The following is a 13,828-nucleotide window of genomic DNA, read 5'->3' as shown; positions in this document are numbered from 1 at the left end:
TGGGCGTGCAGGCGCTGTCGATCGCCAACCAGGGCAGCTCGATCCTGCTGAGCCTGTTCCGCTAAGGCCCACGGCCCGATCGCTGAGGCGGTCGGGCCAAGGCCGCATCTGATCGGTCGTCGGTTCCCGGCGCCCGGACCTGAGCAAAATGCTCACCCCGGCAAAACGCCAGGGGATCTCACGAAGTGAACAAGGAGGGCCAGAAATGCCCAGCATCAATACGAACTACGGCGCCGCAGTCGCCCTGCAGAGCCTGAACAAGACCAGCGCCCAGTTGGAGACGACCCAGAACCGGATCAGCACCGGCCTGAAAGTCTCCTCGGCCAAGGACAATGGCGCGATCTTCGCCATCGCCACGCAACAGCGCGCCAACGCCGCCTCGCAAGACGCGGTTCGCAACTCGCTGCAACGTGGCCAGTCCATCGTCGACGTGGCCCTGGCGGCCGGCGACACCATCACCTCCGCCCTGGAAGAGATGAAGTCGCTCGCGGTCAACATCGCCTCGTCCACGGGTTCGGCGAAGACGGCCTACGAGGCCGACTTCACTGCCCTGGGCAAGGAAATCAACGACGCGATCGCCGGCGCCAGCTTCGACGGGGTCAACCTGTTGAACACGGCGGCAGGCACGACCACCGACGTCCAGACGGGTTCGGGCACCTATCGCCTGGGCACCGCCACGGCGGTCAGCGCGAACACCCAACTGGCGATGTTCACGGCGGCCACGCCGACCGTCGCCAACTACACCACCGCGAACGTCGATCTGGCGATCGCGGGCGTGACCAGCACCCTGGCCACCCTGGGCACCCAGTCCAAGTCGGTCGGGCGTCAGATCACCTTCGTCAACAAGCTTCAGGACGCGATGGAAGCTGGCGTGGGCAATCTGGTGGACGCTGATCTGGCCAAGGAAAGCGCACGACTGACCGCCCTGCAAACCAAGCAACAGCTGGGCGTGCAGGCGCTGTCGATCGCCAACCAGGGCAGCTCGATACTGCTGAGCCTCTTCCGCTAAGGCCCGGAGACCTCGCCGTCCCGGCGGCGGGGTCGTGGCCTTGAACCCCGAGCAAAACGCTCACCCCGGCAAAACGCCGGGGCTCTCACGAAGTGAAAAGGAGGGCTAGAAATGCCCAGCATCAATACGAACTACGGCGCCGCAGTCGCTCTGCAGAGCCTGAACAAGACCAGCCAACAGCTGGACACGACCCAAAACCGGATCAGCACCGGGATGAAGGTGTCGTCGGCGAAGGACAACGGTGCGATCTTCGCGATCGCCACGTCGCAACGCGCCAACGCCGCCTCGCAGGACGCCGTTCGCGCCGGCCTGCAACGCACCCAGTCGATCACCGACGTGGCTCTGGCCGCCGGCGATTCCGTCACTTCCGCCCTGGAAGAGATGAAGTCGCTCGCCGTCAACATCGCCTCGTCGACCGGCTCGGCGCAGACGGCCTATCTGGCCGACTACAACGCCTTGGGTCTGGAAGTCGCCTCGGCCATCTCCGGCGCGACCTTCGATGGCGTGAACAGCCTGACGGCACTGGGTTCGAACGCGGCGATCACCGCCGTGAACACCGGCAGCGTCACGGCCGCTAACGCCACCGCGGCGAACGTCGACGCCGCCATCTCGGCGACGACGAGCGCCCTGGCCACCTTGGGCACCCAGTCCAAGTCGCTGGGCCGTCAGATCACCTTCGTCAACAAGCTTCAGGACGCTCTTGAAGCCGGCGTGGGCAATCTGGTGGACGCCGATCTGGCCAAGGAAAGCGCCAAGCTGACCGCCCTGCAAACCAAGCAACAGCTGGGCGTGCAGGCGTTGTCGATCGCCAACCAGGGCAGCTCGATCCTGCTGGGCCTGTTCCGCTAAGACGCGCGGCCGGAGCGGTTTCGCGACCGCTCCGGCTGATCGTTTGTTTCTCTAGAGGGCGCAGGACGACCTGTGCGTGGAGCCATGACAGACAATGTCGCAAGATCAGTAAGCGTACCTCAAATCCCTCCCGTCAGTCCGGTCGCCATCCAGCCTGCAACGCCGGCGCCGGCGGCCAGGAACGACAACCACGACGCCAGCCGCTTTCGACTGACCATCGAGGCCATGGGCGACAACCGTTTCGTCTACAAGGTTCTGGACCGTGTGACGGGCGAGGTGATCCGCCAGTTGCCGCGCGAGGATGTCGAGAAGTTGAACACCGACCCGACCTACCGCGGCGGTCGTCTGGTCGATACCGCCGTCTGAAGACAGGCCAGGGCTCAAACTCTTTAACGCCGCCGGCTCGCCGGACGGCGCAATCATGGTTTCCGGCGCGTTAACCATGTGATTACGACTCATGGTTAATCCTGTAGCCCACAGAACGTCCGGGGGCTTGAAGCCATGACCACCAGCATCCACACCAACACCTCGGCGATGATCGCCCTGCAGAATCTGAACCGCACCAACGACCAGTTGGCGGCGACGCAGAGCCGGGTGAACACGGGGCTGAAGGTTCAGGGCGCGCGCGACAACGCCGCGGTCTGGGCGGTCGCGCAAGGTCAACGCGCCGACCGGGGATCGCTCGAAGCCGTCACCACCAGCCTGAACCGCGCGACATCTATCGCCGACGTTTCGCTGGCGGCCGGCGAGCAGATCTCGGACATCCTGCTGGAGTTAAAGCAGAAGGCGACCGCAGCGGCGGACCCGAGCGCCAGCGCCGCCACCCGCACGTCCTACAATGATGAGTTTCAGGCGCTGCTGAGCTCGATCGATTCGTTCGCCAACAACGCCATCTTCGACGGCGCCAACATTCTGGACGGTTCGGCGACGACGACGCTGAACTTCCTAGCCAGCGCCGACGGCGCCGAGACCATCGCGCTGGATCGTCAGAACCTGACCGTCGCTGGCCTGTCGCTGACCGGCACGACCCTGACCAGCCAGGCCAACGCCAACACGGCCCTGGCCGCCGTCAACGCCGCCATCACCACCAGCAGCGCGCGTCTGGCGGAACTGGGCGCCCAGTCCAAGCAGATCGAACGCCACACCACCTATGTCGGCAAGCTGTCGGACGCGCTGGAAGCCGGCATCGGCAATCTGGTGGATGCGGATCTTGCCAAGGAAAGCGCCCGCCTTCAGGCCCTGCAGGTCCAGCAGCAACTCGGCGTTCAGGCCCTGTCGATCGCCAACCAGGCGCCGCAGGTCATCCTGTCGCTGTTCAAGGGCTGATCGGACAGCTTAACGGTTCCTTATCGACGCCCGCCGCACGATAGGGTCGGAGCCGTCTGAATGATCAACAACAGCTATCTGCTGGGTCTTTTCGGAACGACGACGGGGACGTCGTCGTCAGGCGCCGCCACGACCGCCAGCCCGGCCGTCAAAACCAAGAAGACCCAACCGACGGCCCCCTGGTCGTCCACGGCGACACCGGCGAAGGCCAGCGACCTGGTCCGTGCGGCCCTGGGCGGCCGTCGCCTGATCGACGAGGGCAATGTCAGCCTGGATCTGGCCGGCGCTTCCACCGACTACCGCAAGATGTTCGCCCTGTATCAGGGCCTGAACACGCTGGGCGCCCTGGCCGACCGTGCTGGCGTCAAGGGGCTGAGCGCGTCGGAAGCCGCCTTGGTGTCCAAGCGTTTCGGCGAAGGCCTGGCCGAACTGTCGACCTATCTGAGCACCGCCAGTTTCGAAGACATGCGGCTGGTGCAGGGCGTGGCCCAGACCTCGGTCAAGAGCACCTATGCGCTGGAACGGGCGCCGACCAGTTTCGTCACCGCCCCCATCCACGACGGCGACCCCACCGCCTCGATCAAGGCTTTCGAGGGCGACGTGAAGTTCTCCGTAACCGTCAAGACGGCGGCCGGGGAGCAGGCGATCGCCATGGACCTGTCCGAGATAGGTGCGACCGATCGGTCGTTGGCCAATATCACCGCCTATATGAACGGCAAGCTGGAGGACGCGGGCGTCGCGACGCGCATCAGCGCTCAGTTGATCCCCGCCGAGCCGAAGACCGTCAAAAGCGGGACCAAGACCATCACCCTGCCGGCCGGACCGGATCAGTGGGCGTTGAAGGTCAATGGCGGGACCGGCGAAGCCATCAGCTTCCAGGCCGTCGACACCTCCGACGCCGTCTATGTGACGCAAGGGGTCGGAAAGACCGGCACGGCGGGCCAACTGCTGAAGTTCCAGGCCGACGGCGGCGCGGCGCCGGCCGCCCAGCAGGGCGTCGACGATCCGTTCTGGGTCGAGGGCAGGGTGGGGCACGCCAACCTGCCCGACGGGGTCGCCGCGGTTAAGGCCAGCGCCGTGGCCCCGGACGGTTCCGTCTGGGTCGTCGCCGAACTGACGGCGGGCGACGCCAGTCAACCGATCAAGGGTGCGCGCGATGTCGCCCTGATGAAATATGATTCCGCCGGCAATCTGATGCAGACCAAGCTGCTCGGCGCCGCCTCTAGCGCCAACGGCTTCTCCATCGCCATCGACGATGACGGCCGGGTCGCCTTGGCCGGATCGGTGACCGGGGCGCTGGAACCCGGCAAGAGCGGCGACAACGCGTCCGTGGCCGACAGTTTCGTCTCTGTCTTCGACAGTTCAGGCCAGGAACTGTGGACCCAGCGTCGCGGGGCCAAGGCGGCCGATGAGGCGACCGAAGTTCGCTTCGGCGCCGACGGCATGGTCTATGTCGCCGGTCGCTCGAAATCGGCCATGCCGGGCAATGCGGCCCTGGGCGGCTGGGATTCCTATCTTCAGGCTTTCCAGGAAAAGCCGATAAAGATCAACGGCCCGGACGTGGGCGTGAACGTCGCGACCGTGCAGTTCGGCACCAGCGGCGACGATTCCGTTCAGGCCATGACGGTGTCAGGAAACGACCTCTATACGGCCGGCGTCGAGAACGGGAAGGCTGTCGTGCGCCGCTTCACCCTGGACGCCGACGGCGTGCCGAGCCTGGCTTCAACGCGTGGCCTTGGCTACGCCAGCGGCGCGATCGCCGGCATATCGGTCGAGAACGGCAAGGTGGTCGTGACCGGCCATACCGAAAACACCGCCCTCGATATCGCCACGGTGACCAACGCGCATGCCGGCGGCAGCGATGTCTTCATCGCCACCTTGTCGACAGACCTTCAGGCCTCGGCAAGCGACCAACTGACCTATTTCGGCGGGGCGGGCGCGGACACCGCCGCCGACGTCGCCATCAAGGACGGCAAGGTCTGGATCACCGGCACGAACCGGGCGGAAGGCGCCGGCAAGGACGATCCGACGTCCGGCTATCTGGCCCAGATCGACCTTGCGAGCGGAGCGGTCCAATCCAATCGGACCTGGCGAGCGGATGGCGACCAGGCCAAGCCGACCAGCCTGAGCATCGCAGCGGGCGGGGCCAGCGTGCTCGACCGCCTCGGCCTGCCTCAAGGCCAGATCATGCAGGCGGACTCAAAGCTGCTGACCGTCGCCACCTCGGCCCGCGTCGGCGATCAGTTTTCGATCAGCCCCGCAGCCGGCGGCCGCGCCGTGACCGTGACCATTGACGCCAAGGACACGCTGGAAAGCCTGGCCAAGAAGATCAACGCCGCCTCTGGCCGCCAGTTGGAAGCCAAGGTCATCACCGACCTGAAGGCCAAACCCATCGTCCAGCGCCTGGAAATCAAGACGGCGGCCAACAAGGACGGCGCCGTCATCTCCGCTGGGGCGATCGGCAAGGACGCCTTGGGCGCGCTGGGCCTGACGCCCGGTTTCGTCGGTCCGGTGAAGCCGGACAAGGACGCGATCAAGACCTATGGGCTGAATCTGTCGAACAAGCTGAACCTGAACGATCCTGCCTCGATAAAGGCGGCCATCGAATCGCTGGCTCAGGCGATGACGGCGGTCCGGTCCTCCTATCGCGCCCTCGCGCCATCGACCGGCGGCATAACCAACACCCAGACCGGCAATGGCTCCTCGACCGCCTATCAGCAGACGCAACTGGCCAACTATCAGGCTGCGCTGAGCCGCCTGACGGCTTGATCGCGGTCGTGACCGGTCAAGGCGGTTGACGCCCGAGGCCGGGTCGGAGTTATTGACCTCCTCATCCGCGAAAGCCCGTTCATGGCCCTTCCGAAAGACAACCGCGTCATCCTGTTGGTCGGCGCCGGCGTGGCGATCGTCATCGCCGTCGTGCTCGCCCTGATTTTTACGGGCGGCGGCGACAAGACGACGGAAGCACCGCCGGCGTCCAAGGGCGGGCTGGTGGTCAACCTGGCCGAGGCGCCCACGCTGGAACCGACGCGGGAACTGCGCTGCTTCGTCGATGGCCAGTTCGTCGGCATGGCGACCCTGGCGGTCTGCGCCCAGCGCAATGGCCTGGCGACGGACGCTCTAGACGTGGGGCTGGACGCCACAGGCGCCTTGGCCGCCGCCCCGACCGCCGCCTTCGCACCGCCGCCCGAACTGCCCGCGGTCGAGATGGCCCAGACCCCGCCGCCGGCCTCCGTCGAACAGACGCCTGCGCCGCGCCCCACACCCGTGGCCAGTGGCAGCCCCTGCCTGCGCCACACCGGCTCCGACTGGCGCACCCTGTCGCCGAACATGAGCCTGAACGCCTGCGTTCAGGCGCTTTACGCCGGAACCTGCGTCGGGCCGGGCGACGCCCAATACGGCCGCTGGGGCGATACGACCCTGCGTCTGGTGCCGCGCCGGGTGGAACAGTCCAATGACAACAACCGTTTCAGGACCCTGGCCGAGCAGGATCGCAACTGCCAATTCACGGGAATGAACTGATGCGTTTCGTCGCCCTCGCCGCCATCGCCGGGACTGCTCTGCTGGGCGCCTGCTCCAACGAACCCAAATATGAGTTCGCCGAGGGCGCCTGCTACTTCGTGGCGACGCCGGACAATGCGCCGCCACGCCTGCAGAAAATCGCCGACGACCAGCCCCAGCTCGAACAATGCGCCGCGCGGCTGGAGGAGATGCGTCTTCGCTTCCTGCGCATGGGTGGATCGAACCAGGAAATCGCCGGCGCCTACCAAGGGCGGTTCATCTTCGTGGACCGCGAGGGGGTCAAGATCGGCAAGAGCCTGACCGGCAGCCGCTTCTTCGCCATGGCGCGCACCGGCGACGGTCGTCTTGCCATCCCCGGCGCCATCCAGCGCGACGAGACGGGCCGTCCGATCGCCATCGCCGAGGGCCCTGCCGCCAAGTAGGGCTTGCGCGGTCAGAACGAAAGTGGAACATTCGGTTAATGTTTATCCACTGATTTAGCGGGTTTGCTGTCGAAAGGGCTGGCGATGAGCCGTCGCCCCGGTCAGACATCGGACTGAATTGACGGGGCGGGCGAAGTCGTCGCCGCCTCACACGAGAAGGAAGTTTCCATGGCGGGCAGCGTCAACAAGGTCATTCTGGTCGGCAATCTGGGTCGCGACCCAGAGATCCGCTCCATGCCCAACGGCGACCGCATCGCCAACCTGTCCATCGCCACCTCGGAAACCTGGCGCGACAAGTCCTCGGGCGAGCGCAAGGAAAAGACCGAGTGGCACCGGGTCGTCATCTTCAACGACAACATCGTCAAGGTGGTCGAGAACTATGTGAAGAAGGGCTCGACCGTCTACATCGAGGGCGCGCTCCAGACCCGCAAATGGACCGACCAGCAGGGCGTCGAAAAGTACTCGACCGAGATCGTCGTCAGCCGCTTCAAGGGTGAACTGACCATGCTGGGCGGCCGCTCGGAAGGCGGCTCGTCGGGCGGTGGTTACGGCGGCGGCGGTGGTCGCGGCGATGACGACTATTCCTCGGGCTTCTCCACTGGCGGCGCCAACAAGCCGAGCGGCCCCAAGGAAAGCTACGACCTGAACGACGACATCCCGTTCTAAGACAGAGTGCCTGGCTTGGCGATCGGTGCGAGCGGTCGCCAAGCCGCATTTCTGGGCGGAAACCTGAGGTCATCCAAAGTGAGCCGACGCGGCGGGCGCGCCGTGCCATAGGGCGGTCATGACCGACGTCCGTTCCGAAGTTGCGCCTGCGCCCGCGCCCCTGCCCAAGAGGCCCCACGCCCTGACAGGGCTGGAGATCGCCGCCATCGTGGCGATCATCGTGGTGTGGGGCGTCAACAACGCCGGGGCCAAGCTGGCGACGCAGGAGTTGTCGCCGCTGCTGGTCGGCGCCATCCGGTTCGGCATCGCCACCGCCTGTCTGATCGCTTTCGTGCGGCCGCCGTTTCCGGACTGGAAGAGCCTGATGCTGATTGTCATCATCGGCGGGCCGATCCAGTACGGCCTGGCCTACACCGCCTACTGGCTGGCGACGGACGTCAGCCCGGTGACCGTGGCCAACCAGTTGTGGATTCCCTTCACCACCCTGTTCGCCTTCCTGATCCTGGGCGAGCGGCTGTCCAAGGCGGCCTTGGTCGGCATGGGCGTGGCCTTCGTCGGCGTGGCCTGGATGACGCTGGACGCCCATGCGCTGCAGGACTGGAAGGCCATTCTGGTCGCCATCGCGGCCGGCGCCGCCTGGGGCGTGACCACAGTGGTGGCGCGTCGCACCACCTCCATCCCGCCACTGAAGATGCAGGGTCTGCTGGCGCTGGGGGCCTTTCCCGTCATGGCCTTCGGCTCGGCGGTGTTCGAGCATGGCCAGTGGGAGGCGGTGAAGAGCGCCACGCCCATGGTCTGGGCCTCATTGCTGTGGGCGGGCGTCGTGTCGTCCGTGCTGGCGACGACCCTGCTGTTTTGGTTGGTCCAGCGGCGCGAGGCGGGGCGGGTGACGCCCTATCTGCTGGTCACGCCCGTGGTGTCGATGTTCATCGGCTGGAGCTTCATGGGCGATATTCTGACGCCGCAGATTCTGACGGGATCGGCCATCACCATGGGCGGGGTGGCCCTTGTGGCCCTGGCCGAACGGGGCTTGCGTGCGGGGGCCGCCAAGGCTTGATCTGTTCCTGATCGTATCAGGAGCCCCTCATGCACCACGCCCCGCTCGACGCCGACCACGTCTCCCGCCGCTGGCTGGGCAAGGCGAAGCACGATCTTGCGGCGAACGAAGCCGTCGTCGTTCAGAGCACCGCCGATCGTCGCCCCGTTTCCGAAGACATCAACGAGACCTTCGACGACCGTCAGACCTTTGGAGAGCGGCTGGCCGATCGGGTGGCGGCCTTCGGCGGTTCGTGGCCGTTCATCATCGCCTTCGGCGTCTTCCTGGCGGTCTGGACCGGGCTGAACCTGCTGCTGCGCAAGGATGCCTTCGACCCCTATCCCTTCATCTTCCTGAACCTGGTCCTGTCGATGCTGGCGGCCATCCAGGCGCCGGTCATCATGATGAGCCAGAACCGCCAGGCGGCGAAGGATCGGCTGGATGCGGGCAATGACTACCAGGTCAATCTGAAAGCCGAGATCGAGATCATGGCCCTGCTGGAGAAGGTCGAACACCTGACCGCCCGGCAAGAGGAGCAGACCGAACTGATCCGCCGTCTGCTCGCACAAAAAGAGACCCGCTGAACGCTGTCCAGCGGGCCATCTTCCGTAACGTAGATAGGCTTAGCTTGCGCTGAGCGCCGCGCAGGCCACCCGGTCGCCGGCGCCGCCGATGGGCTGGGTCGAATGGTCGTCGGGGTTGGCGTGGATGATGATGGCCGAGCCGTCGGCGTCCCACAGCCATTGGCCGGGGCCTTCGGACGAGATCCGCGCGCGGGTCGTGAACAGTTCGGCGTTCACCTTGCCGTCCGCACCGGCCCAGACGTTGGGCAGGTCGCCGTCGTCCGGCCCGGCGGCGTTCAGCAGGCCGTGCGGAGCTTGGGGCTCGCCGTGGTTGATGTGGGCGCCGGACGAAGTGAAAGGTGCGGCGCATTCGCCGGTCGCATGGATGTGGATGCCGTGCCAGCCGGGCGTCAGGCCCGAAGCCTCGATCTTTATCAGCAGGCCGGTCGGCCCCTGACGCAGGTCGACGCGGCCGATATTGGCGCCCGAGGCGTTGATCAGAACGGCCTGTCCCGTCGCGCCGACGGGCGCGCGTTCGACGGCCGCCTGGGGCGCGTTTCCGGTCGCGGCGCAGGCGGTGGTCAGGGCCAAGGGGGAGGCCAGGAGAAGGGCGGCGGCGAGGCGGGTGGCGCGCATGTCGAAAGTCCTTTCAGAGACGGGCTTTCACGGCGACGTCGCTTTGCCACCGAGGCCCTGGAATGCTAGAAATCGTCACAGCGGATCACGTTCCGATTCCGGCCGCATAAAGCCACGCTTCATTGACCGACGACAGCTACGAAAACGCCGCATCTCCGATCGTTCCGGGAGGCGGCGGCTCCGACATTTCCACGATCACGATCGAGGACGAACTGAAGCGTTCGTACCTCGACTACGCCATGAGCGTGATCGTCTCGCGCGCGCTTCCTGACGCCCGGGACGGGCTGAAACCGGTTCACCGTCGCATCCTGTATTCGATGCACGATCTGAACATGACGCCTGAGCGCAGCTATTCGAAATGCGCTCGTGTGGTCGGTGACGTGCTGGGCCGGTTCCACCCCCATGGCGACGCCTCGGTCTATATGGCCCTCGTGCGGATGGCGCAGCCATTCTCGATGGGGCTGATGCTGGTCGACGGCCAGGGCAACTTCGGTTCGGTCGACGGCGATATGCCCGCCTCGATGCGTTACACCGAAGCCCGGATGGCCCCGGCCGCCGTCGCCCTGATGGCCGACATCGACAAGGACACCGTCGATTTCCAGCCGAACTACGACGAGAAGGAGCTGGAGCCGGTCGTTCTGCCGAGCCGGATTCCGAACCTGCTGGTCAACGGCGCGGGCGGCATCGCCGTCGGCATGGCGACCAACATCCCGCCGCACAATCTGGGCGAAGTCGTGGATGCGGCCCTGGCCCTGCTGGATGATCCCAACGTCTCCGACGACGCCCTGCTGGACATCGTGCCCGGTCCGGACTTCCCCACCGGCGGCGAGATCATGGGACGCACCGCCCCGCGCAACGCCCTGCGCGACGGTCGCGGCTCGGTCGTCGTGCGCGGCCGCGCCTCGGTGGAGGAGATCCGCAAGGACCGCGAGGCCATCGTCGTCACCGAGCTGCCCTATCAGGTCAACAAACAGACCCTGATTGAGCGCATCGCCGAAATGGTGCGCGAGAAAAGGCTGGAAGGCATCTCCGACGTTCGCGACGAATCCGACCGCCAAGGCATGCGGATCGTCATCGAGCTGAAGCGCGACGCGTCCGGCGACGTGATCCTGAACCAGCTGTGGCGCTATACCGCGATGCAGAGCTCGTTCGGCGTCAACATGCTGGCGCTGAACCACGGCCGGCCCGAGCAGATGGGCCTGCGCCAACTGCTGCAGATCTTCCTCGACTTCCGCGAGGAGGTCGTGGTTCGCCGCGTCAAGTTCGAGCTGAACAAGGCCCGTGATCGCGGCCACGTCCTGGTCGGTCTGGCCGTCGCCGTCGCCAATATCGACGAGGTGATCCACATCATCCGCTCGTCGGCCGATCCGACCGAGGCGCGCGAGCGTCTGCAGGCCAAGGCCTGGCCCGTCGGCGACATGATGGCCCTGGTCGAACTGATCGCCGATCCGCGCAGCGTCGTGATCAATGGCGACAGCCTGAAACTGACCGATGAACAGGCCCGCGCCATTCTGGCCCTGACCCTGTCGCGTCTGACCGGTCTGGGCCGCGACGACATCTTCGGCGAGGCGCACGGCCTGGCCGACACCATACAGGGCCATCTGACCATCCTGTCGGACCGCAAGAACGTCCTGGCCATCATCCGCGATGACCTGATCGACGTGAAGGACCGGTTCGCCGTTCCGCGCCGTACCCTGATCGGGGAAGGCGACGGCGAGATGGAGGACGAGGACCTGATCCCGCGCGAGGACATGGTCGTCACCGTCACCCACGGCGGCTACGTCAAGCGTGTGGCGCTGAACGCCTATCGGACCCAGCACCGCGGCGGCAAGGGCCGCAGCGGCATGTCGATGAAGGACGAGGACGCCATCACCGGCGTGTTCAGCGCCTCGACCCACACGCCGGTCCTGTTCTTCGCCACGAACGGCAAGGCCTACAAGCTCAAGACCTGGCGCCTGCCGCTGGGCAATCCGCAATCGCGGGGCAAGGCCTTCGTCAATCTGCTGCCCATCGAGCCGGGCGACAGCATCATGAACGTCCTGCCTCTGCCCGAGGACGAGACGACCTGGGGCGACTACGACATCATGTTCGCCACCTCGAGCGGCGACGTGCGGCGCAACAAGCTGTCGGACTTCGCCACCGTGAACCGCGCCGGCAAGATCGCCATGAAGCTGGAAGGCTCTGACCGCATGGTCGGCGTCGGCCTGTGCACGGCGGACGACGACGTGCTGCTGACCACGGCGCTGGGCCGCGCGATCCGGTTCAAGGCCGACGACGTGCGCGTGTTCAAGGGGCGGGATTCGACCGGCGTCCGGGGCGTGAGGCTGCAGGACGGCGACGAGGTCATCTCCATGGCCATTCTGGGCCGCGTGGACGCGACGCCGGAAGAACGCGCCGCCTACATCAAACACGCCAACGCCATGCGCAAGGCCCTGGCCGGCGCGGATGCGGAAGAGGATGCGCCTGTTGTCGAGGCCGATGACGAGGCCGCCGGCGACGCCGTTCTGTCGGTCGAGCGGATCGCCGAACTGGGTGCCGCCGAACAGTTCATCCTGACGGTCACCGAGACCGGCTTCGGCAAGCGATCCTCGGCCTATGAGTATCGTCGTACGGGTCGCGGCGGCCAGGGTCTGACGGCCCACGGCCTGGGCGGTCGCGCCGGCACGCGTCTGGCGGCGGCCTTCCCGGTCGAGGAGACCGACGACCTGCTGCTGGTCACCTCGGGCGGTCAGATGATCCGCACGCGCATCGATCAGGTCCGCATCGTCGGCCGCTCCAGCCAGGGCGTCACCATCTTCCGCACCGGCAAGGATGAAAAGGTCGTCTCGGTCGAACGTCTGCCGGAAAGTGGCGGCGCGGATGACGCCGATGTCGGCGGAGAAGACGGCGGCGAGGCCTGATCCGCCTTCGCCCAGCGGGCAATGGGAGGGTCGTTTGAGCGCGACGATTCTGATCGACGGCCTTCCCGCCACGCCTGACGACCTGGCCCATCAGGCCTTGGTCAACTACGGCGCCTACACCTCCTTCCGCGTCGAGAACGGCGCCGCGCGCGGCCTCGATCTCCACCTCGCCCGTCTGGAGCAGGCCGCCGCCGAACTGTTCGGCGAAAGCCCCGGCGAGTCTGAGTTCCGGCGTCTGATGGCGCGGGCCGTCGCCGGCCGTGAGGTCTGCTGGCTGCGCGTCAGCCTGTTCTCGCCCGAGATCGTCCATCGCAACCCGACCTACGTCGGCCGACCCAAGGTGATGACCAGTGTTTCCCCTGCGCCGCCGCCGCTGGCGACCCAAGTGCGGGTCACCGCCATGCGCTATGAGCGCGAGGCACCGCATCTGAAGCATCTCGCCACCTTCGGCCTGATTCGCGCGCGCCGCGCCGCGCGCGCCGCCGGCTTTGACGACGCCCTGTTTGTCGATGGCGAAGGGCGGGTCACCGAAGGCACGCTGTGGAACATCGGCTTTGTCCAGGGCGACCGGATCGTCTGGCTGCAGTCCCCGATGCTGGCGGGCGTGACCCAGGCCTTGATCGCGCGCGGGCTGCCCCAGGTCGGGCTGACCAGTGAAACGCGACCAATTCGTCTCGACGAGGTCGGCGCGTTCGACGGCGCCTTCCTGTGCAACAGCGCCACGCCCGTCTGTCCGATCACCGTCATCGACGATGTCGCCTTCGCCAATGACCCGGCCCTGCTCGCCAAGCTCGAAGCGGCTTGGAGCTTCCAGGCAGCCCAGCCCATCTTGGATCATGACGATGACGAAGGCGTCAGCCGGCTAGGCCGCTGATTTCGCACCTGCTAAACGACGCTGA

At 66.3% G+C, this 13,828-nt stretch carries 13 protein-coding genes; 12 read left to right on the top strand and 1 reads right to left on the bottom strand.

Features of this window, described 5'->3' with window-relative positions:
• The first annotated feature begins 205 nt into the window (after positions 1 to 205).
• The 10 genes from RT123_RS04265 (at position 206) to RT123_RS04220 (ending at position 9,414) form a co-directional block, all read left to right on the top strand.
• Positions 206 to 1,009 carry a flagellin gene (locus tag RT123_RS04265; protein WP_055753192.1) on the top strand — a complete coding sequence of 268 codons (804 nt, stop codon included), beginning with the start codon at positions 206 to 208 and terminating at the stop codon, positions 1,007 to 1,009.
• Positions 1,010 to 1,120: 111 nt separating this feature from the next.
• On the top strand, positions 1,121 to 1,858 hold the full coding sequence (locus tag RT123_RS04260) for a flagellin (protein ID WP_055753193.1): 738 nt from the start codon (positions 1,121 to 1,123) through the stop codon (positions 1,856 to 1,858).
• 84 nt (positions 1,859 to 1,942) lie between these two features.
• A complete protein-coding gene (locus tag RT123_RS04255; protein WP_156355835.1) occupies positions 1,943 to 2,224 on the top strand; it encodes a hypothetical protein in 282 nt (93 codons plus the stop codon).
• Positions 2,225 to 2,359: 135 nt separating this feature from the next.
• Positions 2,360 to 3,184 (top strand): flagellin, encoded by an 825-nt coding sequence (locus RT123_RS04250; RefSeq protein ID WP_055753194.1) that lies wholly within the window; start codon positions 2,360 to 2,362, stop codon positions 3,182 to 3,184.
• Between the two features lie 60 nt (positions 3,185 to 3,244).
• Positions 3,245 to 5,953: a transcriptional regulator gene (locus RT123_RS04245; protein WP_313008032.1), complete on the top strand. Its 2,709-nt coding sequence runs from the start codon at positions 3,245 to 3,247 to the stop codon at positions 5,951 to 5,953.
• A gap of 81 nt (positions 5,954 to 6,034) precedes the next feature.
• Complete coding sequence (locus RT123_RS04240) at positions 6,035 to 6,706, top strand: hypothetical protein (RefSeq protein WP_055753196.1); 672 nt, start codon at positions 6,035 to 6,037, stop codon at positions 6,704 to 6,706.
• Positions 6,706 to 7,128, top strand: a complete 423-nt coding sequence (locus RT123_RS04235; protein WP_313008030.1) for a hypothetical protein — start codon at positions 6,706 to 6,708, stop codon at positions 7,126 to 7,128. The genes RT123_RS04240 and RT123_RS04235 overlap by 1 nt, the downstream gene beginning before the upstream one ends.
• 168 nt (positions 7,129 to 7,296) lie before the next feature.
• A complete protein-coding gene (gene ssb, locus RT123_RS04230; RefSeq protein ID WP_017504124.1) occupies positions 7,297 to 7,794 on the top strand; it encodes a single-stranded DNA-binding protein in 498 nt (165 codons plus the stop codon).
• Positions 7,795 to 7,912: 118 nt separating this feature from the next.
• Positions 7,913 to 8,851 carry a DMT family transporter gene (locus RT123_RS04225; RefSeq protein ID WP_055808073.1) on the top strand — a complete coding sequence of 313 codons (939 nt, stop codon included), beginning with the start codon at positions 7,913 to 7,915 and terminating at the stop codon, positions 8,849 to 8,851.
• 29 nt (positions 8,852 to 8,880) lie between these two features.
• Complete coding sequence (locus RT123_RS04220) at positions 8,881 to 9,414, top strand: DUF1003 domain-containing protein (protein WP_313008029.1); 534 nt, start codon at positions 8,881 to 8,883, stop codon at positions 9,412 to 9,414.
• A gap of 39 nt (positions 9,415 to 9,453) precedes the next feature.
• On the opposite strand, the gene RT123_RS04215 is transcribed toward RT123_RS04220, so the two are convergent.
• A complete protein-coding gene (locus tag RT123_RS04215; RefSeq protein WP_313008028.1) occupies positions 9,454 to 10,029 on the bottom strand; it encodes a superoxide dismutase family protein in 576 nt (191 codons plus the stop codon).
• A gap of 122 nt (positions 10,030 to 10,151) precedes the next feature.
• On the opposite strand from RT123_RS04215, the gene gyrA reads away from it, so the two are divergent.
• Positions 10,152 to 12,929, top strand: a complete 2,778-nt coding sequence (gene gyrA, locus RT123_RS04210; protein WP_313008027.1) for a DNA gyrase subunit A — start codon at positions 10,152 to 10,154, stop codon at positions 12,927 to 12,929.
• 34 nt (positions 12,930 to 12,963) lie between these two features.
• On the top strand, positions 12,964 to 13,803 hold the full coding sequence (locus tag RT123_RS04205) for an aminotransferase class IV (RefSeq protein WP_313008026.1): 840 nt from the start codon (positions 12,964 to 12,966) through the stop codon (positions 13,801 to 13,803).
• The last annotated feature ends 25 nt before the right edge of the window (positions 13,804 to 13,828 follow it).

It is taken from the genome of Brevundimonas vesicularis (genome assembly GCF_032067225.1).
GTDB classification, from domain to species: domain Bacteria; phylum Pseudomonadota; class Alphaproteobacteria; order Caulobacterales; family Caulobacteraceae; genus Brevundimonas; species Brevundimonas vesicularis_F.
Note: the sequence above shows the minus strand (reverse complement) of the source record. Positions and strands in the feature narration are given on the sequence as shown.

Coding starts and splice junctions, on each gene's coding strand:
- RT123_RS04240 (WP_055753196.1), top strand. CDS start 6,035: ATGGCCCTTCCGAAAGACAACCGCGTCATCCTGTTGGTCGGCGCCGGC.
- RT123_RS04265 (WP_055753192.1), top strand. CDS start 206: ATGCCCAGCATCAATACGAACTACGGCGCCGCAGTCGCCCTGCAGAGC.
- RT123_RS04260 (WP_055753193.1), top strand. CDS start 1,121: ATGCCCAGCATCAATACGAACTACGGCGCCGCAGTCGCTCTGCAGAGC.
- RT123_RS04245 (WP_313008032.1), top strand. CDS start 3,245: ATGATCAACAACAGCTATCTGCTGGGTCTTTTCGGAACGACGACGGGG.
- RT123_RS04250 (WP_055753194.1), top strand. CDS start 2,360: ATGACCACCAGCATCCACACCAACACCTCGGCGATGATCGCCCTGCAG.
- RT123_RS04215 (WP_313008028.1), bottom strand. CDS start 10,029: ATGCGCGCCACCCGCCTCGCCGCCGCCCTTCTCCTGGCCTCCCCCTTG.
- ssb (WP_017504124.1), top strand. CDS start 7,297: ATGGCGGGCAGCGTCAACAAGGTCATTCTGGTCGGCAATCTGGGTCGC.
- RT123_RS04255 (WP_156355835.1), top strand. CDS start 1,943: ATGACAGACAATGTCGCAAGATCAGTAAGCGTACCTCAAATCCCTCCC.
- RT123_RS04225 (WP_055808073.1), top strand. CDS start 7,913: ATGACCGACGTCCGTTCCGAAGTTGCGCCTGCGCCCGCGCCCCTGCCC.
- RT123_RS04235 (WP_313008030.1), top strand. CDS start 6,706: ATGCGTTTCGTCGCCCTCGCCGCCATCGCCGGGACTGCTCTGCTGGGC.
- RT123_RS04220 (WP_313008029.1), top strand. CDS start 8,881: ATGCACCACGCCCCGCTCGACGCCGACCACGTCTCCCGCCGCTGGCTG.